General features: G+C 70.4%; 26 protein-coding genes. 6 read left to right on the top strand and 20 right to left on the bottom strand.

Annotated features, from left to right (window positions below):
* Positions 1-24: 24 nt before the first annotated feature.
* Both CLV67_RS06650 and CLV67_RS06645 read left to right on the top strand, forming a co-directional pair.
* Positions 25-2,484: an FtsK/SpoIIIE domain-containing protein gene (locus CLV67_RS06650; RefSeq protein ID WP_106316242.1), complete on the top strand. Its 2,460-nt coding sequence runs from the start codon at positions 25-27 to the stop codon at positions 2,482-2,484.
* A complete protein-coding gene (locus CLV67_RS06645; RefSeq protein ID WP_106316241.1) occupies positions 2,471-3,223 on the top strand; it encodes a hypothetical protein in 753 nt (250 codons plus the stop codon). The genes CLV67_RS06650 and CLV67_RS06645 overlap by 14 nt, the downstream gene beginning before the upstream one ends.
* Positions 3,224-3,317: 94 nt before the next feature.
* On the opposite strand, the gene CLV67_RS06640 is transcribed toward CLV67_RS06645, so the two are convergent.
* A complete protein-coding gene (locus CLV67_RS06640) occupies positions 3,318-4,166 on the bottom strand; it encodes a 3-hydroxyacyl-CoA dehydrogenase family protein (protein WP_106316240.1) in 849 nt (282 codons plus the stop codon).
* A 118-nt stretch (positions 4,167-4,284) separates the two neighbouring features.
* On the opposite strand from CLV67_RS06640, the gene CLV67_RS06635 reads away from it, so the two are divergent.
* Positions 4,285-4,617 carry a hypothetical protein gene (locus CLV67_RS06635; protein ID WP_106316239.1) on the top strand — a complete coding sequence of 111 codons (333 nt, stop codon included), beginning with the start codon at positions 4,285-4,287 and terminating at the stop codon, positions 4,615-4,617.
* Between the two features lie 5 nt (positions 4,618-4,622).
* On the opposite strand, the gene murA is transcribed toward CLV67_RS06635, so the two are convergent.
* Complete coding sequence (gene murA, locus CLV67_RS06630; protein WP_106316238.1) at positions 4,623-5,909, bottom strand: UDP-N-acetylglucosamine 1-carboxyvinyltransferase; 1,287 nt, start codon at positions 5,907-5,909, stop codon at positions 4,623-4,625.
* A gap of 42 nt (positions 5,910-5,951) precedes the next feature.
* Here murA and CLV67_RS06625 point away from each other — a divergent pair, with 42 nt between their 5' ends.
* Positions 5,952-6,530, top strand: a complete 579-nt coding sequence (locus tag CLV67_RS06625) for a cob(I)yrinic acid a,c-diamide adenosyltransferase (protein ID WP_106316472.1) — start codon at positions 5,952-5,954, stop codon at positions 6,528-6,530.
* Complete coding sequence (locus CLV67_RS06620; protein WP_239165997.1) at positions 6,527-6,910, top strand: VOC family protein; 384 nt, start codon at positions 6,527-6,529, stop codon at positions 6,908-6,910. The genes CLV67_RS06625 and CLV67_RS06620 overlap by 4 nt, the downstream gene beginning before the upstream one ends.
* A gap of 217 nt (positions 6,911-7,127) precedes the next feature.
* On the opposite strand, the gene CLV67_RS06615 is transcribed toward CLV67_RS06620, so the two are convergent.
* The 14 genes from CLV67_RS06615 to CLV67_RS06555 all read right to left on the bottom strand — a co-directional run bounded on the left by CLV67_RS06615 (position 7,128) and on the right by CLV67_RS06555 (position 19,114).
* On the bottom strand, positions 7,128-7,958 hold the full coding sequence (locus CLV67_RS06615; RefSeq protein WP_106316236.1) for a PhzF family phenazine biosynthesis protein: 831 nt from the start codon (positions 7,956-7,958) through the stop codon (positions 7,128-7,130).
* A 171-nt stretch (positions 7,959-8,129) separates the two neighbouring features.
* Positions 8,130-8,597 carry a DUF2550 domain-containing protein gene (locus CLV67_RS06610; RefSeq protein WP_106316235.1) on the bottom strand — a complete coding sequence of 156 codons (468 nt, stop codon included), beginning with the start codon at positions 8,595-8,597 and terminating at the stop codon, positions 8,130-8,132.
* An 8-nt stretch (positions 8,598-8,605) separates the two neighbouring features.
* Positions 8,606-8,887, bottom strand: a complete 282-nt coding sequence (locus CLV67_RS06605) for a F0F1 ATP synthase subunit epsilon (RefSeq protein WP_043524744.1) — start codon at positions 8,885-8,887, stop codon at positions 8,606-8,608.
* A 94-nt stretch (positions 8,888-8,981) separates the two neighbouring features.
* On the bottom strand, positions 8,982-10,076 hold the full coding sequence (locus CLV67_RS06600) for an LCP family protein (protein WP_239165998.1): 1,095 nt from the start codon (positions 10,074-10,076) through the stop codon (positions 8,982-8,984).
* A gap of 194 nt (positions 10,077-10,270) precedes the next feature.
* On the bottom strand, positions 10,271-11,713 hold the full coding sequence (atpD, locus tag CLV67_RS06595) for a F0F1 ATP synthase subunit beta (RefSeq protein WP_106316233.1): 1,443 nt from the start codon (positions 11,711-11,713) through the stop codon (positions 10,271-10,273).
* The gene (locus CLV67_RS06590) at positions 11,713-12,651 is read right to left on the bottom strand and encodes a F0F1 ATP synthase subunit gamma (RefSeq protein WP_106316231.1); all 939 of its coding nucleotides are present in this window, start codon (positions 12,649-12,651) and stop codon (positions 11,713-11,715) included. The genes atpD and CLV67_RS06590 overlap by 1 nt, the downstream gene beginning before the upstream one ends.
* A 2-nt stretch (positions 12,652-12,653) precedes the next feature.
* Positions 12,654-14,201 carry a F0F1 ATP synthase subunit alpha gene (atpA, locus tag CLV67_RS06585; protein ID WP_106316229.1) on the bottom strand — a complete coding sequence of 516 codons (1,548 nt, stop codon included), beginning with the start codon at positions 14,199-14,201 and terminating at the stop codon, positions 12,654-12,656.
* A 79-nt stretch (positions 14,202-14,280) separates the two neighbouring features.
* The gene (locus tag CLV67_RS06580) at positions 14,281-15,102 is read right to left on the bottom strand and encodes a F0F1 ATP synthase subunit delta (protein ID WP_106316228.1); all 822 of its coding nucleotides are present in this window, start codon (positions 15,100-15,102) and stop codon (positions 14,281-14,283) included.
* Complete coding sequence (locus CLV67_RS06575; RefSeq protein ID WP_106316227.1) at positions 15,102-15,644, bottom strand: F0F1 ATP synthase subunit B; 543 nt, start codon at positions 15,642-15,644, stop codon at positions 15,102-15,104. The genes CLV67_RS06580 and CLV67_RS06575 overlap by 1 nt, the downstream gene beginning before the upstream one ends.
* Before the next feature lie 30 nt (positions 15,645-15,674).
* Positions 15,675-15,902: an ATP synthase F0 subunit C gene (locus CLV67_RS06570; protein WP_106316225.1), complete on the bottom strand. Its 228-nt coding sequence runs from the start codon at positions 15,900-15,902 to the stop codon at positions 15,675-15,677.
* Positions 15,903-15,975: 73 nt separating this feature from the next.
* Positions 15,976-16,761, bottom strand: coding sequence for a F0F1 ATP synthase subunit A (atpB, locus tag CLV67_RS06565; RefSeq protein WP_106316470.1), 786 nt, complete (start codon positions 16,759-16,761; stop codon positions 15,976-15,978).
* Positions 16,762-16,776: 15 nt separating this feature from the next.
* Positions 16,777-17,013, bottom strand: a complete 237-nt coding sequence (locus tag CLV67_RS50945; protein ID WP_146168997.1) for an AtpZ/AtpI family protein — start codon at positions 17,011-17,013, stop codon at positions 16,777-16,779.
* A 210-nt stretch (positions 17,014-17,223) separates the two neighbouring features.
* Entirely contained in the window at positions 17,224-17,640 is a 417-nt protein-coding gene (locus tag CLV67_RS06560; RefSeq protein ID WP_106316223.1) for a hypothetical protein, read from the bottom strand.
* Between the two features lie 163 nt (positions 17,641-17,803).
* On the bottom strand, positions 17,804-19,114 hold the full coding sequence (locus CLV67_RS06555; RefSeq protein ID WP_239165999.1) for a serine hydroxymethyltransferase: 1,311 nt from the start codon (positions 19,112-19,114) through the stop codon (positions 17,804-17,806).
* A 52-nt stretch (positions 19,115-19,166) separates the two neighbouring features.
* On the opposite strand from CLV67_RS06555, the gene CLV67_RS06550 reads away from it, so the two are divergent.
* The gene (locus tag CLV67_RS06550; RefSeq protein WP_106316220.1) at positions 19,167-20,630 is read left to right on the top strand and encodes an SDR family oxidoreductase; all 1,464 of its coding nucleotides are present in this window, start codon (positions 19,167-19,169) and stop codon (positions 20,628-20,630) included.
* Here the strand turns inward: CLV67_RS06550 and CLV67_RS06545 are convergent.
* From CLV67_RS06545 to prmC, 4 genes are read right to left on the bottom strand one after another with little or no spacing between them, the layout of a single operon-like run.
* Positions 20,613-21,578, bottom strand: coding sequence for an L-threonylcarbamoyladenylate synthase (locus tag CLV67_RS06545; RefSeq protein WP_239166000.1), 966 nt, complete (start codon positions 21,576-21,578; stop codon positions 20,613-20,615). The two genes, CLV67_RS06550 and CLV67_RS06545, sit on opposite strands and share 18 nt — an antisense overlap.
* Positions 21,575-22,165 carry an arsenate reductase/protein-tyrosine-phosphatase family protein gene (locus CLV67_RS06540; protein ID WP_106316468.1) on the bottom strand — a complete coding sequence of 197 codons (591 nt, stop codon included), beginning with the start codon at positions 22,163-22,165 and terminating at the stop codon, positions 21,575-21,577. The genes CLV67_RS06545 and CLV67_RS06540 overlap by 4 nt, the downstream gene beginning before the upstream one ends.
* A 7-nt stretch (positions 22,166-22,172) precedes the next feature.
* On the bottom strand, positions 22,173-22,817 hold the full coding sequence (locus CLV67_RS06535; RefSeq protein ID WP_106316467.1) for an L-threonylcarbamoyladenylate synthase: 645 nt from the start codon (positions 22,815-22,817) through the stop codon (positions 22,173-22,175).
* Between the two features lie 24 nt (positions 22,818-22,841).
* Positions 22,842-23,729 (bottom strand): peptide chain release factor N(5)-glutamine methyltransferase, encoded by an 888-nt coding sequence (gene prmC, locus CLV67_RS06530; protein WP_106316219.1) that lies wholly within the window; start codon positions 23,727-23,729, stop codon positions 22,842-22,844.
* Positions 23,730-23,756 lie beyond the last annotated feature (27 nt).

Genomic DNA, 23,756 nt, shown 5'->3' with positions numbered 1-23,756 from the left:
CTTTTATGGCTAATATCCCCGACCATGAGCCACCGCAAGGCGCTGGTCGCCGCGGTCCGGCAGGAGCTCGCCGAGGCCCGCGGCACCGCCCGCGCCGTCCTCGCCGCCGCCGAGTCGGCCCGGGGCGAGGCACAGCACCGGCGGCGGCTGGTGCGGGAGGCCTACGCCACCTGCCTCAACCAGCTGGCCACCGCCCGGGAGTCCGCCCGCCAGGACATCCAGGAGCGCTACCAGGATGAGGCGACCCGCCTCGCCGGGCACCTGCGCGGCCTCGCCACGATCAGCGCGACCGGGGCCGCGGGGGCGCCCTGGCGACTCTGGGCACCCAGCGAGCCCGAACCCGGCCGCCCGCCGGGCATGCTGCGCATCGGCACCATCAGCTTCGACGAGACGGCCTCGCTGCCCGCGCTCATCCCCCTGCTCGGCCGCGCCCACCTGCACCTGAGCGGGCCCGCCGCGACCCTCGACGACGTAATCACCGGGCTGCTGCTGCGGGCGCTGGGCAGCACGCGGCCCGGCGAGGTGGAACTGATCGTCTACGACCCGCAGCGACTGGGCACTTTCGGACAGCTGGGGCCACGGTTCGTCGGGCCGGACGGGTTCGGGGCACTGCTCGAGGAACTCGGCCGGCCCGCCGGCGACGAATGGCGGCTCGCCGTCCTGCTCGCCGACCCGACCACCGCCGACGAGCTGACCCGGGTGCAGCGGGTGCAACTGGACCGGATCGCGCGTACCGGGGTGGGCCTCGGGGTCCACCTGGTCGTTCGCGGCCTGGACCTGCCGGACGATCCGGCGGTCGAGCGGATCATGGTCCGGGACCGGGTCGCCGCGGTCGGCTCGCTCGGCCGCATCGAGGTGCGGCTCGACCCTCCGCCGCCGGCCACACTCTTCCGGGACGTGGCGGACCGCCTGCGGCAGGGCCCGCCACCGGCCCGGCTCGCCGATCTCGAACCGGCCCGGCTCTGGGACGAGTCCTCCCGGTACGGCCTGTCCGCCCCCATCGGCGACAGCACCGACGGCACGCTCGTCGATCTCCGGCTCGGCGACGATCCGCCGCACGCGCTGATCGGCGGCCCGCCCGGATCCGGCAAGACCAACCTGATCTACACCTGGCTCGGTTCGCTGGCCACCCGGTACGGCCCCGCCGACCTGGCCCTGTACCTGCTCGACTTCCAGGCCGGCGGCTCGTTCGCCCGGTACACGCCGGGCCCCCGCGACCCCAGCTGGCTGCCGCAGGTCCGGCTGGCCGGGATCAACGTGCGCGACGACCGGGAGTTCGGCCTGGCCGTGCTCCGCCACCTCGGCGAAGAGCTGCGCGGCCGGACCGCCCGCGGCGAGGACCTCGCCGACCATCCGCGGATCGTCGCCGTCGTCGACGAGTTCCCGGTGCTGCTCGACGGCCGGGACGCGATCGCCGACGAGGCCGTGGACCTGCTCGAGGACCTGGCCCGGCGCGGCCGCTCGCACGGCATCCACCTGATCCTCGCCACCGGGGACACCGCCGCCGTCCGGTCGCTGTGGGGCCGCCCCGCCCTGATCGCCCCGTTCACCCTGCGGATCGCCCTGCCCAAGGCCGTGCGGGTACTCGCCGACGACAACCTGGCCGCCTCGGTCATCCCCCGCCACCACGCGGTCGTGAACGCCGAGTCGGGGCTGGCCGGCGCCAACCGGGTGGTGCGGCTTCCCGACGCCGGCGACCCGGCCACCTGGAGGGCCACCCAGCGGCGGCTGTGGCGGTCCCGGCCGCTCGGCTGCGAGGAGCCGCGGCTGTTCGACGGGGACGCGGTGCCCCGGCTGCCGTCGGCGTACCGGCCGTCCGGACGGGTACCGACCGCCGACACACCGGTCGGCTCCTCACCCGGCGCCGTACTCGGCGAACGGATCGACGTGTCCGCCCGCCCGGCCCGGCTGCGGCTCGGCCGGATGCCCGGGCGCAACCTCGCGGTCCTCGGCACCCGCGCCGACGAGGCCTGCGACGTCCTGGCGGCGGCCGCGCTGTCGCTGGCCGCTCAGGGTCCGGCACACTTCAGCATCGTCTGCCTGGACCCGGACACCGAACGGGCCGCCGCCCGGCTGGTCGCCGAGCTGCCGGCGGCCGACTGGTACGACGCGTCCGACGTCCACTTCGACCCGCCCGTCTCCGAGATCCCCCGCTACCTCATCGGTTACGGCCTCGAATCGGCCGGCCCGGCGCACCGGCCCGCGCTGCGCGCCCTGCTCGACAGCGGCCCGTCCCGGCGGGTGCACGTACTCGGCTGGTGGCGGACGGTCAGCCGGCTGCGCGACGACCTGGCCGGCCGGTTCGACCCGATCGGCGCGTGGGTCGCCCTCGACGTGCACGGCTCCGAACTGGCACCCCTCTATCCACAGCCGGGCGGCCCGCTGTGGCGGCCACGGCCACGCCGCGCCCTCTTCTTCGACCGGTCGGTGCACCGCACACCCGAAGTGATCATCCCGTACGAGGTGAACAGTGACCACACATGACCGTCAGCCCCTGGGCCGCGACTACCAGCTGATGGTGAGCGCACTCGCCGACGTGACCCGCCGCCGCGACACCGAACTCGACGACGCCGAACAGGCCTACCAGGACAGCGCTGCCCGCGCCGCCGGCGAACTGGCCCGCGCCGAGGGCGAGGCGCTGGCCGCCGACCGCTGGGCCGGAGCCGCCGCCGCCCAGGTGCTCGACGTCGACCGGGAGGCCGCCCGCCTCTGGGACCAGCTGCGCCGGGCCCGTGGCCTGCGCGTCCGCGCTCTCGGTGAGCTGCCCGAGCCGGCGTCGGTCGAAGCAATGCCGCGGGTGGCCCTCCAGCGCCGGCCCGAGCCGGGCGAGGACGTGGTACCGGCGGGGCGCCAGTCCCCACGCGTGCTGCTCTCCCGGGCCGCCGACCGTATCGACGTCACCGTCCGCCCGGCCGGCGCCGCGGTCCCCCGCTGGGCGCTGCCGTTGCTGCCGCTGACCGGTGCGCTGAGCGCCTTCGTCACCGGGCTGGTCGCCGCCGGGCTGGTCACGTTCGGCGACAACGCGGCCTGGGGCGGCTTCCTGATCCGCGGTCTCGGGTGGCTCACGTTCCTGATCGCCCCGTCCGCGGGGGTGCCTGTCGCCGCCTGTCTCGTCCATCGCCGCCTGCGGGCGCGCATGGACATCGGCGGCATCGGCCTGACGCTGCTCGGCGGCATGCTCGCCGCCACCCTGCTCTCCCTCTCCTTCGCCGCGACCCGCTGAGGCCCTTCGGGACCGGTGGGCTGCTCAGGGCGTACCGGAAAAGGCACGCCGGGCACCGCGATGCGGGACCCGGCGTGCCACGTCCGGCCGGAGATCAGTAGGAGTAGAAGCCCTTGCCGGTCTTCCGGCCGAGGTCGCCGGCCTGGACCATGCGCTGGAGCAGCTCCGGCGGGAAGAACTTCTCGTCGGCGGTGTCGCGGTAGATGTTGCCGGCCGCGTTGAGCATGACGTCGAGGCCGGTCAGGTCGACGGTGGCGAGCGGCCCCATGGCGTGGCCGAAGCCGAGCTTCATGACCGTGTCGAGGTCGGCGGCGGAGACCACGCCCGACTCGACCAGCTTGATGGCCTCGACGAGGATGGCCGAGAAGAGCCGGTTGGAGACGAAGCCGGCCACGTCGCGCTTGACCTCTACACAGGTCTTGCCGACCTCTTCGGCGTAGTTGCGGGCGGCCGCGAGGGTCTCGTCGGAGGTTTGGTACCCGCGGACCAGCTCGACCAGCTTCATCATCGGAACGGGCGAGAAGAAGTGGATGCCGACGACCGACTCGGGGCGGCTGGTGACCGTGGCGATCTGGGTGATCGGGATGGCGGACGTGTTGGTGCCGAGGATCGCGCCGGGCTTGCAGATCTTGTCGAGGGCCTTGAAGACCTCGTGCTTGGCTTCCACCTTCTCGTAGATGGCCTCGACCACGATGTCGGCGTCGGCGGCCGCGTCCAGATCGGTGGTCGGGTTGATGCGGGCGAGGGTCGCCTCCACGTCGGTCTCGGCGATCTTGCCCTTGGCCGCGAACCGGTTCAGCGAGTCCCTGATCGCGGACATGCCGCGGTCGAGCGAGGCGTCGTCGACGTCGCGCATGGTGACCTGCCAGCCGGCCTGCGCCGAGACCTGCGCGATACCGGAGCCCATCAGTCCGGAACCGATGACCGCGAGACGACCTGCCATGATCCACTCCTTAGTCCGAGGCCGTCAGTTTAGCGGCGATCCTTAACGGAAGTTCAGCCCGGTTCCCGATCGGGGCCAATCGCCGGAAAACGCGCGCTCACGGTGCCAGACTGTGCCCATGGCCACGAGCGACGGCTGGTACCTGATCGGACCACTGATCGCCGTCGGTCTGGTCGGCTTTCTCGGCGCCGTCTTCTGGCGCATGGGCCTGCAACCCACCGGCGCCGAAACCGCCGCCGACGGACTGGCGATCTTCGGCGAACCGGACGATTACGGCCTGCTCTGGCCGGCCGCCGTCACCGACGAGCCCGAGGTCGCCGACGAGATCAGGCGGCTGCTGTCCGAGGCGGGCATCCGTGCCACCAAGGCGATCCGGCGTGACGGCCGGGTGAGTGTGCTGGTCTTCTCCGAAGAGGTGGAGGAGGCGCGGCGCCTGGTGGCGTCGTTCTGACTCTCTCAGAAGTCGAACGTGGGCTCCGGGACGTCGGTCCGCTCCACCTCGACACCCAGGTTCTCCAGGTCCGAGACGAAGTCCGGGTAGCCGCGGTCGATGTGGTGCACCTCGCCCACCTCGGTCACCCCGTCCGCGCACAGGCCGGCGATGACCAGCCCGGCACCGGCCCGGATGTCGGTGGCGCGCACCGGGGCGCCGGAGAGCCGGTCACGGCCGTTGACGACCGCGTGGTGCCCGTCGGTACGGATGTCGGCGCCCAGGCGCACCATCTCGTTCACGAACATGAACCGGCCGTCGAAGATGTTCTCGGTGATCAGCGAGGAGCCCTCGGCGACCGCGGCCAGTCCCAGCGCCATCGGCAGCAGGTCGGTCGCGAACCCCGGGTAGGGCAGCGTCACGATGTCGACACCGCGCGGCCGGTCGGCCATCACCACCCGGAAGCGGTTGTCGCCCGGCTCGACCCTCGCGCCCGCCGTCACCAGCTTGTCGAGGGCGATGTCGAGGAACTCCGGACGCACACCGTGCACGGTCACGTCGCCGCGGGTCATCACCGAGGCGAACGCCCAGGTGCCGCCCACGATCCGGTCGCCGATCGTCTCGTGGCGAACCGGCTTCAGCGCCTCCACACCCTCGACGATCAGCGTGGACGAGCCGGCGCCCTCGATCTTCGCGCCCATCTCGACGAGCATGTTGCAGATGTCGACGATCTCCGGCTCGCGGGCCGCGTTGTCGATCTCGGTGACGCCCTTGGCCAGCACGGCGGCCATCAGGATGTTCTCGGTCGCGCCGACGCTCGGGAAGTCCAGCCAGATCTTCGCGCCCCGCAGGCCGGCCGGTGCCGAGGCGATCACGAAACCGTGCTCGCCGGAGATCTCGGCGCCCATCCGGGCCAGGCCGGACACGTGCATGTCCAGGCCACGGGAGCCGATCATGTCGCCGCCGGGCAGCGCCACCCGAACGTAACCGCGGCGGGCCAGCAGCGGCCCGAGCACACAGATCGACGCGCGCAGCCGCCGGACCAGGTCGTAGTCGGCCTCGCTGCCCGGCTCCGCGGGCACGTCGATGATCGCCTCGGTGCCCTCGAGCGTGACGTCGCAGCCCAGTCGCCGCAGCACCTCGGCCATGATGGCTATGTCGGTGATCCGGGGGACGTTCGACACGACGCTGCGCCCCTCGGCCAGCAGCGCGACCGCCATCAGCTTGAGCGCCGAGTTCTTCGCCCCGCCGACCCTGACGTCACCGGCGAGACGGGCGCCGCCCTTAACCCTGATCACATCCACGCGGGCCATCGTATGGTCCCCTGCCCACCTCCGCCTCGTAGGGTGGGCCTCATGGCTGTGCATCTCACCCGTATCTACACCCGGACCGGCGACGCCGGCCAGACCAGACTGGTCAACAACGAGGTCGCGCCGAAGACCGCACCGCGGATCGCCGCCTACGCGGACACCGACGAGTGCAATGCCGCGCTGGGTGTCGCCCTCGCGCTCGGCGAGCTGCCCGACGACGTGCGTACGGTGCTCGCGGCGATCCAGAACGACCTCTTCGACCTCGGCGCCGACCTGGGCAACCCCCTCAGCGAAGACCCGCCGTACCCGCCGCTGAGGATCACTGAGGCGTACGTGACCAGGCTCGAAGGCTGGTGCGACGAGTTCAACGAGCGGCTCGCACCGCTGGACAGTTTCATCCTCCCGGGTGGCACCCCAGGCGCTGCCCTGCTGCACGTCGCGCGCACGGTGGCCCGCCGCGCCGAGCGCACCGCGTGGGCCCTCTACGAGCTCGAGACCGACCGCACGTCCGTGCTTCCCGCCAAGTACCTCAACCGCCTGTCCGACCTGCTCTTCATCCTGTCCCGGGTGGCCAACCCGTCCGGCGACGTGAAGTGGGTGCCGGGCGGCGTCAACCCGCGGTGATCCACCACATCGAGCTGTGGGTGCCGGACCTGGCCGGCGCCCTCCGGCCGTGGGGCTGGCTGCTCGGCGAGCTCGGCTGGACGCCGTTCCAGGAGTGGCCGGCCGGTCGCTCCTGGCGGCACGGCTCCCTCTACCTCGTGCTGGAGCAGTCGCCGGCCCTCTCCGGCGCCGTCCACGACCGGCTCGCGCCCGGGCTCAACCACCTGGCCTTCACCGCCGGTCCACCGTCGGCCGTGGACCGGCTCGCTTCGGCCGCCCCGGAACACGGCTGGTCGCCGCTGTTCGCCGACCGGTACCCGCACGCCGGTGGCCCGGACTGCTACGCCGCATACCTGGAGGACGCCTGGGGCTACGAGGTCGAACTGGTGGCCGATCCCTGACGGTGCCGCGATTCGGTCACCCTTTGCGGACCCTCCTCGATTGACCGCCGATTCTGTACGCGGCGAACAGCGCCCAACCGCAACTACGACTTCCCGGACTACACCGCGACGCAGGCGGTCCTCACGGCCCCAACGCGACCGCCGGGGCATATCCGGTGGTCAGCGTGGTGAACTGCGGCTCGTATACGGGCACAGATCACCACGCGGGTGGGGGCGGTCAGGGCAGCAGGGTGCCGTCGATGGTGGTCACGGCGTGGCCGGACAGGTGGGTGCGCTCGCCGTGCAGGGACACCCGGACCAGGCCACCGCGCGGTGAGGCCTGGTAGCCGGTCAGCTCGGTCCGGCCGAGGCGCCGCGCCCAGTACGGGGTCAGGGCGGTGTGCGCGCTTCCGGTGACCGGGTCCTCGTCCACCCCGACGGCCGGGCCGAAGAAGCGGGACACGAAGTCGTACCCGGATGCCGGATCCTCGGCCGCGGCCGTGACGATCACGCCGCGCCGGGTCAGCCGGGCGACCGCCCGCAGGTCGGGAGCGAGGGCCCGGACCGTCTTCTCGTCGGCCACCTCGAACAGCAGGTCGTCGGTGTAGGGACCGGTGTGCACGACCGACCGGTGCTCCGCACCGAGGGCGGCGACCAGCTCCGGATCGGCCTCGATCGGGCTGAGCGGAGCCGTCGGGAAGTCCAGCGTGATCAATCCACCGGCGTCCACGGAGGCGGTCAGGACACCGCTGAGCGTCTGATAGCGGACCGGACCGTCGAGGAGCCCACTCCGATGCAGCACGTGCGTCGTGGCGAGCGTGGCGTGCCCGCAGAGTGCCACCTCGACGAGGGGCGTGAACCAGCGCAGCGCCCAGTCCGCGTCCGACCCGGCGGGCAGCCGGTGCACGAAGGCCGTCTCGGCCTGGTTGACCTCGGCCGCGACGTTCCGCATCCACTCGTCCGGAGGGAAGGCGCCGGGCGGGAAGGCGCCGGAGTCCAGGACCACCACCCCGGCGGGGTTACCGGCGAACGGACGGTCGGTGAAGGCGTCGACGATTCTGATCCGCATACCGCCGACGTTACGAACTCAAGGGAATCCGCACGACGGCCAATCCGAAGAAGGCGGCGCCGACCGTCTCGAGCGGGCACGGGCCGAGAACCGGGTAGCCGGTCCGTAGAAGGCGGTCAGCCCTAGATCGGGCACGGGCCGAGAACCGGGTAGCCGGTCCGTCGAAGGCGGTCAGCCCTCGATCGGGCGGGGCCCGAAGACCGGGCGGCCGCGGAGGCTGCCGGGGTCTCGGGGCGGACCCGCCTCGAGCCAGGACAGGAAGCCGGTCACCGTGGTCTCGGCCATCGCGATCTCGAGGTCGGTCGCGCCGGTGCGGCAGCGCAGCACCACCCAGTGACCGGGCATGGTGAGCCTCTCGGGCCCGGACGGCAGGCGGCGTTCCTCGACGGTGAGCGCCCTGCGGTCGAGAACACGTTTCGGCCGGATCGCCAGGCTGAACATGCGGTGGAAGCGCAACTCGTCACCGACGAACTGGCCGACTCCGGTCGACCAGCCCCGGCCGGGCACCATGGTGCTGATCCGGACCTGCAGGCGAATGGTTCCGCCGCCGAGCCTCAGCAGCCGGCGGCGGAAGAAGATTGCGAAAAGGAGCGCGAGCAGCGCGACGACGCAGATTCCGGTGACTTCCAGAACCCGCATCGCCGGGGTCAGTGAGACTCGGGCGTGGCGGGCGTGGCGCTCTCGGCGAGCACCGTGACGCCGTTCGCGTCGATCGAGAGGAACCCGCCGGCGACGTCGTAGGTCAGCTGCTCGCCCCCGGCGAGCTTGACGCGAACCTGGGACGGCTCCTTGAGCAGGCCGAGCAGCGGCGAGTGACCGGGCAGCACACCGATCTCACCCTCGGTGGTGCGCGCGACGAGCATCTCGGCCTCGCCGGCCCAGACCTTCTCCTCGACCGCGACGACCTCGACGTGCAGCTGGTTGGCCACGCTGTTCCCCTCAGATGCTACGGATCCCTCAGATGCTACGAACCGAACGGGTGAAGTCTAATCGGCGGCGAACGCCGACGTGGTACGGGGTACCCTAGCTCTCCCCCGCGGCGTACTCCGGATTGTCGAGCAGGAACGCCGCGACCCGATCCTCGGCGACCGCCCGGAAGAAGTCGGCCGTGCCGGGGGCGAGCTGCTCACCGAGGTAACGCCCGCCGTCGTAGACGCCACCACCCGGCAGCTTGACGAGCGTCATGTCGTCGGTGTCGAGGTCCTTGAGCGCCAGGCCCCAGTCGATGATGCTGTTGCCGCCGCCGTCGAAGGTGAGCGAGTCACCGGCCGCGTCGAGCACACCGAGCAGCTTGCCGGGGTCGGTCACGACGTCTTTGCTCATCGCCTGCTCGGCCATCGCCTTGATGAACTGCTGCTGGTGCCGCTGCCGGTCGTAGTCGCCGTTGGGGAGCCCGTAACGCTGCCGGACGTAGTCGAGCGCCTCCCACGCCTGCAGGTGGTGGGTGCCCTTCTCATAGGTCTTCTGCGGGCCGGTGTACGGGTGATCGCAGCCCCCGTCGAGACACTCCGCGCGCTTGGGCCGCGCCTTGCCGTTCGGCTGCAGATGCTCGGACCTCACGTCCTGGTCGATCGTCATGGTGACGCCGCCCATGGCTTCGACGATCTTCTTGAAGCCGCCGAAGTTGATGATCGCACCGGCGTCGAACTCCGCGATGCCCGTGAAACCGCTGACCGTCTCGGCGAGCAGCTGGAAGCCCTGCCTCACGTCATGCGTGCCGTCGCCGGCGTCGCTCCCGTACGACATAGCGGAATTGATCTTTGCAGTGGTGCCGGCGAAGCCGGTCTTCGCGAAGGCCGGGATCTGCACGTAGAGGTCGCGGGGGACGCTGAAGAGAAAGACCCGGTCCATGCTCGCCGGCACGTGCGCCACGATGATCGAGTCGGAGCGCGGGGCCTGCGAGTCGTCGCGCGGGTCGATGCCGGCCAGCAGGATGTTGAGCGGCCCTTTGATGTCGGCGCGGTCGCGGCCGGAGCCCGACGCCGGGTCGCCGATCAGGCTCCCGGCGGCGTCGACCGAGCCGGTGTACCTGGCGATGAGCGCCTGGCCGGTGACCAGGACACCCCCGCTCGAGACCATCAGCACGCAGCCGAAGGCGGCGCTGAGTCTCGCCCACATGGGCGCGCGGCGACGTTTCCTCGAAGACTGTGGCACGCGAATCCCAACTCCGCCGGGCCGCCGAGGTGGCGGGCGACCATCACTCAAGCGAATGCGCGGACCAGCCTACCCGCGTTGAGCTGCGGAAACCCTGGAACGCGAAAACCGCGCCGGTTCGCACCGGCGCGGCTCACGTGTTGGAACTGACTACAACGTCAGCCCTTCATCAGCTCGTGCGCGTTCTTCTCGAGGTCCTCGAGACCACCGCACATGAAGAAGGCCTGCTCCGGGAAGTTGTCGTACTCACCCTCGGCGATCTTCTTGAACGCCTCGATGGTCTCCTTCAGCGGGACCGTCGAGCCGGGGACGCCGGTGAACTGCTCCGCCGCGTAGGTGTTCTGCGACAGGAACCGCTCGATGCGGCGAGCCCGCTGCACCGTGACCTTGTCCTCCTCGGACAGTTCGTCCATACCGAGGATGGCGATGATGTCCTGCAGGTCCTTGTACTTCTGGAGGATCCGCTGGACCTCACGGGCGACCGTGTAGTGCTCGACGCCGACGAACTCCGGGGCCAGGATCCGCGAGCTGGAGGCCAGCGGGTCCACGGCCGGGTAGATGCCCTTGTCGGAGATCGACCGCTCGAGGTTCGTGGTCGCGTCCAGGTGGGCGAACGTGGTGGCCGGCGCCGGGTCGGTGTAGTCGTCGGCGGGCACGTAGATCGCCTGCAGCGAGGTGATCGCCTTGCCACGGACCGAGGTGATCCGCTCCTGGAGCTCGCCCATCTCATCGGCCAGGGTGGGCTGGTAACCCACGGCCGACGGCATACGGCCGAGCAGGGTGGAGACCTCGGAACCGGCCTGGGTGAACCGGAAGATGTTGTCGATGAAGAGCAGCACCTCCTGGTTCTGGACGTCCCGGAAGTACTCCGCCATGGTCAGAGCGGTCAGGGCGACCCGCAGACGGGTGCCCGGCGGCTCGTCCATCTGGCCGAAGACCAGCGCGGTCTTGTCCAGAACGCCACCCTCGTCCATTTCCAGGATGAGGTCGTTGCCCTCACGGGTGCGCTCGCCGACGCCGGCGAACACGGAGGTACCGCCGAAGTTACGGGCAACGCGGATGATCATCTCCTGGATGAGCACCGTCTTGCCCACGCCGGCACCGCCGAACAGGCCGATCTTGCCACCACGCACGTACGGCGCGAGCAGGTCGAGCACCTTGATGCCGGTCTCCAGCATCTCGGTCTTCGGCTCGAGGTCCGCGAACGCCGGGGGCTTGCGGTGGATCGACCAGCGCTCGGTGATGTTCAGCGTCGACGGGTCGACGTTGAGCACCTCGCCGAGGGCGTTGAACACGTGGCCCTTGGTCACGTCACCGACCGGCACCGAGATCGGCGCACCGGTGTCGGTGACCGCGGCACCACGGACCAGGCCGTCGGTCGGCTGCATCGAGATGGTACGGAGCAGGTTGCCGCCCAGGTGCTGGGCGACCTCCATGGTCAGCGTCTTCGTGCCCTCGGAGAGGGTGACGTCGACCTTCAGCGCGTTGAAGATCGCGGGCATAGCGTCACGGGGAAACTCGACGTCGACGACCGGGCCGATGACCCGGACGACGCGGCCGACAGCGGTCTCCGCCTTAATGGGCTCAGCTACAGCAGTCATCACACATCACTTCCCGCCTCGGCCAGCGCGTTGGCGCCGCCGACGATCTCACTGATTTCCTGGGTGATCGCAGCCTGCCGCGCGGAGTTCATCTCGCGCGTGTACCGCTTGAGAAGGTCGTCGGCGTTGTCCGACGCGCTCTTCATCGCCCGCCGACGCGAGGCCGACTCGCTGGCGGCCGAGTCCAGCAACGCCGCGTAGATACGCGTGTTGAGGTACTTCGGCAGCAGCGCGTCGAGCAGCTCGTCGGCGTCCGGCTCGAACTCGTACGCCGCCTTGAGCTCGGAGGACTTCTTCTCCTCCTCCTGCTCCTCGACCTGAACCGGGGCGAGCGGCTTCGCGTTGGCGCTCTGCGTCATCAGGGACTTGAACTCGGTGCTCACGATGTGGAGCTCGTCCACACCCGCGATGCCCTCGGGCCCGAACGTCCCCTCGGTCGCCGAACCCGCCTGGAAGCCCTCGATCAGACCGTCACCGATGCGCTTGGCGTCGGCGAACGACGGGCGCTCGGAGAACCCGGTCCAGCTGGCGGCCACCTCGCGGCCCCGGAACGTGTAGTACCCGACGCCCTTGCGGCCCACGATGTACAACGCCACCTCCTTGCCCTCCGACTTCAGCTGAGCGATCAGCTGCTCGGCGGTGCGGATGGCGTTGGCGTTGTAGGCGCCGGCCAGGCCCCGGTCACTGGTGATCAGCAGGACACCCGCCCGCTGAACGCGCTCACGCGCGGTCAGCAGCGGGTTGTCGACCGAGGCGTTCGACGCGAGGGCGCCGAGCACCTTGGTGATCGCCAGCGAGTACGGCCGGGAGGCGTTGACCCGTTCCTGGGCCTTCGCGATCCGGCTGGTGGCGACCAGCTCCTGGGCCTTGGTGATCTTCTTGGTCGACTTGACGGTGCGAATGCGCCGACGCAGCGCCGATACCTGACCGGCGGCCATGCCTAGCTACCGCCCTGGAACGACTTCTTGAACTCGACGACGCCCGACTTCAGGCTCTCGATGTTGTCGTCGCTCAGCAGGTTCGTCGACTCGATCGCGGTGTAGGTGTCGCTGTTGTGCTGCTTGAACCACTGCAGGAACTCCTGCTCGAAGCGGCGCACGTCAGCGACGGCGATGTCGTCGAGCTGACCCGTGGTGCCGGCCCAGATCACGATCACCTGGTCGACGGTCGAGTACGGGGAGTACTGCGGCTGCTTGAGCAGCTCGACCAGGCGGACGCCCTTCTCGAGCTGAGCACGCGACGCGCGGTCCAGGTCGGAGGCGAAGGCCGAGAAGGCCTCCAGCTCACGGAACTGGGCCAGGTCGAGACGGAGGCGGCCGGAGACGGTACGCATCGCCTTGACCTGCGCCGAACCACCCACGCGGGACACCGAGGTGCCGACGTTGATGGCGGGACGCACACCCGAGGCGAACAGGTCGGTCTCGAGGAAGATCTGACCGTCGGTGATCGAGATCACGTTGGTCGGGATGAAGGCCGAGATGTCGTTGGCCTTGGTCTCGATGATCGGCAGGCCGGTCATCGAACCGCCACCCAGCTCGTTGGAGAGCTTGGCGCAACGCTCCAGCAGGCGGGAGTGCAGGTAGAAGACGTCACCCGGGTACGCCTCGCGGCCCGGCGGGCGGCGCAGCAGCAGCGACACGGCACGGTAGGCCTCGGCCTGCTTCGTCAGGTCGTCGAAGACGATCAGGACGTGCTTGCCGTTGTACATCCAGTGCTGTCCGATGGACGAGCCGGTGTACGGGGCGATGTACTTGAAGCCGGCCGGGTCGGACGCCGGAGCCGCGACGATCGTCGTGTACTGCAGCGCGCCCTGCGCCTCCAGGGTGCCCCGGATGCTGGCGACGGTGGAGGCCTTCTGGCCGATCGCCACGTAGATGCAGCGGACCTGCTTCTCCGGGTCGCCGGAGTCCCAGTTCGCCTTCTGGTTGATGATCGTGTCGATCGCGACCGTGGTCTTACCGGTCTTGCGGTCGCCGATGATCAGCTGGCGCTGGCCACGGCCGATCGGCGTCATGGCGTCGATCGCCTTGATGCCGGTCTGCAGCGGCTGCTTCACCGGCTGCCGGGCCATCACGTTCGGCGCCTGCAGCTCGAGCTCGCGGAATCCTTCGTTCGCGATCTCACCGAGACCGTCGATCGGCTTGCCCAGGGCGTCGACCACGCGGCCCAGGAAGGCGTCGCCCACCGGTACCGAGAGGACGCGGCCGGTGCGCTTGACCGGCTGGCCCTCCTCGATGGCGGCGTAGTCGCCCAGGATCACGGCGCCGATCTCGCGGACGTCGAGGTTCGACGCGACACCCAGGGTGCCGTCAGCGAACTCGAGCAGTTCGTTCGCCATCACCGAGGGGAGACCCTCGACGTGCGCGATGCCGTCGCCTGCGTCGGAGACGACGCCCACCTCTTCACGGGTGAGGTCGCTCGTGGCGGACGAGACGTAGCGCTCTAGCGCCCCACGGATCTCGTCCGAGGAGATGGTCAGCTCGGCCATCCTCTGCCTTCTCTGTCTAGCTCGGGACGTCACCGCCGCCGAGGGGGCTTCTCGATAAGGAATCGAGGGGAAAAAGCTATTAGGCGAACGCCTGCTTGGCCGCGTTCAGCTTGCGCAGGACCGTGCCGTCGTAGAGGTCGGAACCGACCCGGACGCTGACCCCACCGAGAACGGCGGGCACGACGTCCACCTTCAACGACACATCGCGCCCGTACAACGCGGACAGCTTGGCGGCGAGCGACTGCTCCTCGGCGTCGGTGAGCGGCTTGGCCACCGTCACGTAGGCCACCTCCCGGTCGCGTTTCTCGGCGGTCGCCTCGACCAGCCGGTTCAGCGAAGCCGCGAAGCCACGACCACCGAAGCCGGTCAACGCCACCTCGACGAGGCGGACGGTGGCCGGCTGAGCCTTGCCCTTCAGCAAGTCCTCGACCAGCTTAACGCGGACGCTGAGCGGGACGTTGGCGTCGCTCAGCGCACCGGCCAGGCCGGAGTCGCCGGTGGCGATCTGGCCGAACCGGAACAGTTCGTCCTCGACCTCGGCCAATTTGCCGTCCCGCTCCGCCGAAGCGAGGAGCGCGTCGACACCCAGGTGCTCCGCGGCGTCCAGCAGCTGTCCAGGGCGGGCGAAGCGGCCGGCCACCAGAGTGGCCACCGAGTCGACCGTGACCTGGGAGACCTTGCCGGACAGCAGTGATCCGATCAGCTCGGCCCGGTCGGAACCGGGCCGGGACGGGTCGGTCAGAGCCCGGCGCAGGCGCAGGTCCGTCCGCAGCAGGCCGGCCACCGACAGGATCTCGTCGGCAACCGTCGCCAGCTGCGCGGACGTGGCCGACGCGGTGTCCGCGACGAGCCGGTCCGACGCCTCGCCGTAGGCCTCGCGGCTTACGCTCGGCGACGTCATCAGCGCTGTCCCGCCGTGTCGAGGTCGGCGATGAACCGCTCGACGGTGCCACGGGTGCGGGCCTCGTCAGCGAGAGCCTCGCCGACGATCTTGCTGGCCAGGTCGACCGCGATGGTGCCGACCTCGGAGCGGAGCTCCCGCACGATGGAGTCGCGCTGGGCGGACAGCTGCTCGTTGCCGGCCGCGATGATGCGGTCCGACTCCTCGCGGGCCTTCGCCAGCACGTCCTGCCGGATGCCCTCGGCGTCGGCCCGGGCCTCGTCGCGGATGCGAGCGGCTTCGGTCCGAGCCTCGGCGAGCTGAGCCTTGTACTGCTCGAGCAGCTGGTTCGCCTCGGCCTGTGCGGCCTCGGCGCGCTTGATGCCGCCCTCGATCGCGTCCACCCGCGCCTGGAACGTCTTCTCCATCTGCGGGAAGACGAACTTGATCAGCACGAAGCAGAGCACACCGAACGCGACGGACCCGACCACGATCTCCTGCCATACAGGCACGATCGGGTTGTGCTCGGTCGCGCCCTCAGCAGCAGCGAGATAGGTGAGCATGGAGACCTCCCAACGAGGTGGAAAGGACTATCAGCCGGCCCAGATGAAACCGAACGCGATGCCCAGCAGCGCGAGCGCCTCGATGACGGCGAAGCCGATCCAGACGAACGGCAGGGTCAGGCGGGACGACTCGGGCTGGCGCGCCGTGGCCTGGATGTAGGCCGAGAAGACCAGACCAACACCGATGCCGGGGCCGATGGCGGCGAGGCCGTAGCCGATGGCGGCGGTGCTGCCCTCAACGGCGGACAGAAGCTCCATTACCAATTCCTCCTGGTATCTCGCGTGACTATCACGCGGGACGACAACGGGGTGTTACGAGTTGCGGTGGTACTCAGTGCTCGTCGGCGAGCGAGCCCTGGACGTAGCTCGCCGTCAGCACCGTGAAGACGTAGGCCTGGAGGCAGATCACCATGAACTCGAGGAACGTGATCGCGATGGTGAGCACCCAGGACAGCACCGAGACCGGCGCCAGCAGCACGTTCGCGTTGATCATCGCGAAGCCGCCGAGTGTGAACACGAGCAGCAGCATGTGGCCCGCGAACATGTTGGCGAAGAGACGAACCGCCAGCGAGAACGGCCGGACCAGGAAGTTCGAGAAGATCTCGATCGGGACCAGCAGCGGCAGAATGCCCAGCGGGGCGTTCGGGACGACCGCCATCTTGAAGTAGCCGATGCCGTGCTTCCGGATGCCGACCCAGATGAACATGACGTAGCTGACCACCGCGAGCACGGCCGGGAAGGCGATGTGCGACATGGGCGAGATCTGCACGAGCGGCAGGATGCCGAAGAAGTTGTTCACCAGGATGAACATGAAGAGCGTGGTCAGGTACGGCGCGAAGCGCACACCCTGCGGGCCGATCATGTCGACCGCGATGTTGTTCCGCACGAAACCGTAGATGCTCTCGGCGAGCCACTGCTTCTTCGTGGGTACGAGCTGCGGCTTCCGGTACGACATCAGGAAGAAGATGATGATCGCTGCAACCGCCACCCAGACCAGGACCGTGATCTTGGTGAACCAGTAGGCGTTGTGCTCGCCCCACGGCAGGATGCTGGGCAGGTAGAAATCCTCGACGCTGGGCGGGAACGCCGCCGCGAGGACCGTCGACTGACCGATCACCATGGCCCTTTCCTGTCAGGCGCCGAGACGGCGCACGATGAGGTACACACCACCGGCGACCCCGAGGACCGCGCCGATCCCGGCGAAGATGCCCGTGGTTCCGACGAAGTAGTCGACAAGCCAGCCGATTCCACCCCAGACGAGAATGCCCGCGATGAGATATGACAACGCGGTCATCCCTGCGCCCGTGTCAGGCGGCTGGTTTTGACCGTTGTCACCGCGGGGATCGTGGGGAGGTTTCTGGCCGGTCATGACGGCCCGAACGATATCAGCAGGAAACACGAAGCTAAGCGGGACCCCCCGCACAACCGTAGTTGTCCAGGCGTCAGGGGTCTCGCAACTGACTGGACACGGTACTCCTGTCGCGCCAAATCGGAACACGGCACGTGCGGAGAGGTCACCGAATCGTGGTCGGTTGCCCGAAAATCACAACGTTGACTAGGTGGTTCGAGGTGTCCTAGATCACTTCCGAGTGGTGCGCAGGTGGACCCACCAGGCCTGGACCCCGGTCCAGACCACCACGGCGGCGACGATGCTCCACCCGAGCGCCTTCTTGCCCTCCCAGTCGCTGCTCACCCCGAAGGCCAGCACGACTCCCAACAACGTGTATTTCACCACATAGGTGAGCATCCCGAGGGGCATCAGCAAAGCCGGCCGGACGGTATCCGCCCAGGCGATCACCAATGTGGACAAGGTGTAACTGAACGTCACGATCAGAACGCCGGCCGCCGCGCCCACCGCCGCCTGCGGCCCGGCCGCGAAGAACGCCGCCGAGACCGCGAACAGCAACAACGCCGTCGAGACCGCGGTCAGGACCGGGAGATGTTCGACCTTCCAGCGCGGATCCTTCGCAACCGGATCCGCCGGAGCCCCACTCACCGCTCCACCCCTCACCGACAACCGACATCACCGGCCCGGGCGGCCGATGGCGCGTCACGCTATCACCGTGCCCGGAACGCGCCGGAATCACGTCGGCGCACCGTTAGCGCTCGTTAAGGTCGCGTTCCCGGAAATCTCGCCGGGAATTCGATCCCCGCCCGATTCAGCGCGCCAACGCGGAATCCACCGGCAATTCCGTGTCGAGCGGATAGGGCGGGAAGCCGCCGACGATCTCGCGCACCTCGTCGGCCGCCTCGCGGATCACCGCCTCCCCGGCCGTGGTCGGTGTGCCGTCGCGTACCACCCGGCCGATCAGACCGGCGATCCGCAGCATCTCGCCCTCGCGCATCCCCTGCGAGGTCACGCTGGGCGTGCCGACCCGGACACCCGAGGCCACGGCGGGACGCTCCGGGTCGTACGGCACCGGGTTCTTGTTGAGGGCGATGCCCGCCCGGGCGCACCGCGCCTCGGCCTCGCGCCCGGTGACGCCGACCTCGCGGAGGTCGAGCACCGCGAGATGGTTGTCGGTGCCGCCGGTGACCGGGCGCATGCCCTCGCCGGCCAGTCCGCCGGTGAGCGCCCTCGCGTTGCGGACCGTCTGGTTCGCGTACCCGCGGAAGGCCGGTGTGCCGGCCTCCCGGAACGCGACCGCCTTGGCCGCGATGGTGTGCATCATCGGACCGCCCTGGGCAAACGGGAAGACCGCCTTGTCGATGCGCTGCGCCAGGTCACCCCGGCAGATGATCATGCCGCCGCGCGGGCCGCGCAGCGCCTTGTGCGTCGTTCCGGTGACCACGTCGGCATGCGGCACCGGCGAGGGCACCGCCCGCCCGGCCACCAGGCCGATGAAGTGCGCCGCGTCGACCAGCAGGTATGCGCCCACCTCGTCGGCGATCGCGCGGAAGCGGGCGAAGTCGATCAGCCGCGGGTACGACGTGGCGCCACAGATGATCAGCTTGGGCCGATGGGCCAGCGCCAGATCGCGTACCTCGTCGTAGTCGATCTCCTCGGTGTCCGGGGTGACCCGGTAGGCGATCGGGTGGAACCACTTGCCGGAGAAGTTGGCCCGGCTGCCGTGGGTGAGGTGGCCACCGTGCGGCAGGCCCATGGCCAGCACCACGTCACCCGGCTCGGCCAGCGCCGCGTACGCCGCCAGGTTCGCGCACGCACCGGAGTGCGGCTGCACGTTGACGTGCTCGGCGGCGAACAGGTCCTTGGCCCGCTCCACGGCCAGCGTCTCGGCCCGGTCCACATTCGCGCAGCCACCGTAGTAGCGCTGCCCCGGATATCCCTCGGCGTACTTGTTCGCCAGGGTGGAGCCGAGCGCCGCCAACACCGCCGGTGACGTGAAACTCTCGCTCGCGATCAGCTGGAGCGTGTCCCGCTGGCGGGCCACCTCGTCGACGAGCACGGCCGCGATCTCCGGATCGTCGCTCTCCAGCATTGCGAAGTCCGGCCCCCAGAAGGTGCCCACGTGCAAGAGCATATGGCTTACGACCCCCCGTCCGTGGGCACACTCTGGTGTTATGCGGTGCTTGGTGACCGGCGCGACCGGCTACATCGGGGGGCGGCTGGCCCCCCGGCTACTCGAGGCGGGACACGAGGTTCGATGTCTCGCCCGCAGCGCGGCACGTCTGCGGGACGTGCCGTGGGCGGGCCGGACGGAAATCGTCGAGGCGGACCTGTCCGATCCGGCCACCCTCCCGGCCGCTTTCGAGGGCGTCGACGTCGCGTACTTCCTGATGCACTCGCTGGGCCGGCCGGACTTCGAGCAGCTCGACCGGGAGGCCGCCCGGAACTTCGCTGCGGCGGCGCGCGCGGCGGGCGTACATCGGATCGTCTATCTCGGCGGTCCGGAACCGCCCGCCCACGAGCGGCCCTCCGCCCATCTGCGTTCCCGGGCCGAGGTGGCCCGCATCCTGCTGGACAGCGGGGTGCCGACGGTGGTGCTGCGGGCGCCGGTGATCATCGGCTCGGGCTCCGCGTCCTTCGAGATGCTGCGCTATCTGACCGAACGCCTTCCCGCCATGGTCACGCCCCGGTGGGTCGACAACCGGATCCAGCCCATCGCGGTACGCGACGTCCTGCGCTACCTGATCGGCGTGGCGACCCTTCCACCCGAGGTCAGTCGCGGTTTCGACATCGGCGGCGCCGAAGTGCTGACCTATCGGGAGATGATGCAGCGGTACGCCCGTGTGGCCGGACTCCCCCGCCGCGTCATCATCCCGGTTCGCCCGCTCAGCCCGTGGCTCTCCGCACACTGGGTCGGCCTGATCACCCCGGTGCCGAACAGCATCGCCCGTCCGCTGGTCGCCAGCCTGATCCACGAGGCGGTGGCACACGAGAACGACCTGGCCGAACTGCTCCCCGGCCCCGCGCCGCTGGGTTTCGACGAGGCGGTCCGGCTGGCCCTCGGCAAGATCCGCGACGCCGACGTGGAGACCCGCTGGTCCACCGCGTCCGGCCTGAACCCGTCGGCCGAGCCGCTGCCCAGCGACCCCGACTGGTCCGGCGGCAGCATCTACGTCGACGAGCGGACCCGTCCGGTGGGCGCGCCGGCCGACCGGCTGTGGCGGGTCATCGAGGGCGTCGGCGGCGAGAACGGCTGGTATTCGTTCCCGCTGGCCTGGTCGGTGCGCGGCTGGCTGGACCGGCTGGCCGGCGGGGTCGGGCTGCGCCGCGGCCGGCGGGACAAGCACCGGCTGCGCGTCGGCGAGGCGCTCGACTGGTGGCGGGTCGAGGAGATCGAGCCGGGATCGCTGCTGCGGCTGCGCGCCGAGATGCGGGTACCGGGCCGGGCCTGGCTGGAGATGCGCGCCGAACCCGACGGCGACGGCGGCAGCGTCTACCGCCAGCGGGCGGTGTTCCTGCCACGCGGGCTGGGAGGGCATCTGTACTGGGCGTCGGTGCTGCCGTTCCACGGGATCGTCTTCAACGGGATGGCCCGCAACATCACCCGGACCGCGGAGACGTCAGGCGGCGGCCCGTGACAGACGGTCCCGGACGGCGAGCCAGTCCTCGGTCGCGGGCGGTTGCTGGATGAGGATGGTGGGAAAGCCCTGGTCGTCCAGCCGGTGCAGGGCCGCGTACAGATCGGCGGCGTACTCCCGCGGGTCGGCGGACAGCACTTCGGTGCCGTCGGTCCCCTCGTAGGACAGCACCGCGATCGGCTCGGTGAGATCCGACCGATCGACGGCCCGCACGTCCTCGCAGAGGACGACCTTGGCACGCGGCGCGTAGTGCCGGCGGCTCATGCCCGGAGACGGCCGGGCCTCGCCGTCCTCGGTCTCCGCGACGGGCAGCGCGATCGGGCCGACCGCGTCGCGCAACACCCGCAGAGCGAGCGCGCCCGGGCGGAGCAGTCGCGGCACGTCACCGGTGAGATCCAGCACTGTCGACTCGATGCCCCACGAGCTCGGGCCGCCGTCCAGCACCATCGGGACTTCCGGCAGGCTGCTGATCACATGCTCGGCCGTGGTCGGTGAGATGCCCTCGGAGCGGTTCGCGCTCGGCGCGGCCAGTGGCAGTCCGGAGACCCTCAGCAGGTCGAGCGCCACCGGGTGGGCAGGCACCCGGACCGCCACGGTGTCGTTGGACGCCCCGATTCCCGGCAGGTGCCGCGCTCTGCGGACGACCAGGGTGAGCGGACCGGGCCAGAATCGGACGGCCAGTTCCTCCGCCTTGTCCGGCCAGTCGGCGGCGAGGGCACGGGCCGCCGCGACATCCACCACATGCACGATCAGCGGGTTCCAGGTCGGCCGGTTCTTCAGCCGGTAGATCTCACCGACCGCCTTCTCGTCGAAGGCGTCGGCGCCGAGGCCGTAGACGGTCTCGGTCGGGAACGCCACGACCGAACCGGACCGCAGCAGATCGGCCGCGCGATCCAGCCCCTCGGCGTCCGGCGCGACGATCCGGTCGCGCCACAGGTAGACGTTCACGGCAGCAGGAGCGCGGCGAACGGCATCGTGGTGTCCTCGATCTCGTCGGCCACCCGCTGGAACGTCTGGTCGCCGCGCCCCCACGGGTCGTCGAGGTCGTCGGCGGGCTGCGCCGGCTCGGTACCGCGCAACACGGCCACCGCCTCGACGATCGCCGTGCCGCGGGCCCGGACCGAGTCGGGTTTCGGCTCGGCCGGCGGCAGCGCGGCGGTGTCCACCGCGCTCAGCAGGCGGCCGAACTCACCGAGGACGAACGTGCGGGCGGCGGCGTCGGGACGCAGCGCCACCACGTAGTCGTACTGGTCGGCGGTGGCCGTGAGGATCAGGTCGGCCTCGTCGATGAAGTCGCCGCGCAGCTTGCGGGCCAGGAAGTTCTCGTCGGAGCCGCGGCGGGCGCGGACCAGCCGGGCGGCCGGCGGATTCATCTGTTCGCCCTCGTGCCAACCGCCGGTGCCTGCGCTGACACTGCGCAGCAGCTGAGCGCCGTCGGCGTCACCGGCGCGCTCGCGGACGGCCCGGGCCAGCAGGCGCTCGGCCATCGGGGACCGGCAGATGTTGCCCATGCAGACGTGCAGAACGGTGAACATCTCCGCGTCAGCCCTGCCCGTCGACGAGGTCCGGAACGACGTCACGAAGTTTCTCGACCGGAATCGCGCCGGCCCGCAGGATCCGCGGCACGTCACCGGTGACGTCGACGATCGTGCTCGGCGCGGGATCGGCGGCGGGACCCGCCTCCAGATAGACGCGGACCGCGTACTCGAGCTGGTCGCGGGCTTCCTCGGCGGTCAGCGGAGCGGCAGCGCCGAGCTTGTTGGCGGTGGTCACGGCCATCGGGCCGACCTCGCGCAGCACCTCCAGCGCGACCGGGTGCAGCGGCATCCGCACGGCCACCACGCCACCGGTGTCGCCGAGGTCCCACTGCAGGCTGGGCGAGTGCTCCACGATGATGGTCAGCGCGCCCGGCCAGAACGCGTCGGCCAGGTCACGTGCCGCGCGGGGCAGCGAGTAGACCAGGCCGTCGAGGGTGTGGCGGGAGCCGACCAGCACCGGCGGCGGCACCCGGCGGTCCGAGCCGCGGGCGTGGTGCAGCTGGGTGATCGCGTGGGTGGCGAACGCGTCGGCCCCCACCCCGTAGACGGTGTCGGTGGGGAGCACCACGAGCTCGCCACTCTTGGCCGCCTCGACAGCGGCGGCGATGCCACGGTCCCGGTCCGTGACGGTGGCACAGTCGTAGAGCATCACGAGATGCAGTGTGCCATGTGACTATCCGGCGTCCCACCGGCGGCGGGCCGTCGCGTACCGCGGACGGCCGGTGAGGTCGTCGTGCGCGGTCACCTCGTCGAACCGCCCGTCGGCGCGCAGCAGCGCCGGAACCGCCTCGCCGTGCACGTCGTCGTGCTCGATGCCGAGCGCTCCGCCCGGCCTGAGCAGGGCCGCGGCCAGCTCGATCACCGGCCGGATCACCTCCAGGCCGTCGCCGCCGCCGAACACCGCCTCGGCCGGGTCGTGCTCCGCGACCTCCGGCGGGACCGCGGTGCCGTCCGGGACGTACGGCGGATTGCAGAGCAGCACGTCGACCGCACCGTGCAGTTCGGACAGCAGTCGCGGATCGGTCACGTCGCCTTCGACGACCTCGACCACCGGGTACGCCGAGGCGTTGCGCCGCAGCCACGGCAGCGCCGCCGCGGACCGTTCCACGGCGATCACCCGGCCGGCCCGCGTCTCGTCGGCGATCGCGATCGCGATGGCGCCACTGCCGCTGCACAGGTCGACCACGAGCGCGCCCGTCCCGGTCCGCTCGGCGCCCCACCCGGCCAGCAGCTCGGTCTCCGGCCGCGGCACGAAGACACCGTCGCCCACCGCGAGCTCCACGTGCCGGAACGCGGCCGTGCCCAGCAGATGCTGCAACGGGATCCGCTCGCGGCGCCGGGCCACCAGGTCACGGAACCGGGCCAGCTCGCCCGCCCGGATCGAGTCGATCAGCAGGAGCCGCCCCCGGGACACGCCCAGCACGTGTGCCACCAGCAACTCGGCATCGACCCGGGGCGATTCGACTCCGGCTTTTGCGAGATCGACGACGGCCGCTGCCAGCGCCGGGGTCAGGCGCGCCCGATCCGTGTCCTCGCGGGGGTGTTCGTGTCGCGGTGTCACGGCATAATCATGGGACGTCGCGCGCCG

Source organism: Actinoplanes italicus (assembly GCF_003001815.1).
Lineage (GTDB): Bacteria > Actinomycetota > Actinomycetes > Mycobacteriales > Micromonosporaceae > Actinoplanes > Actinoplanes italicus.
Note: the sequence above shows the minus strand (reverse complement) of the source record. Positions and strands in the feature narration are given on the sequence as shown.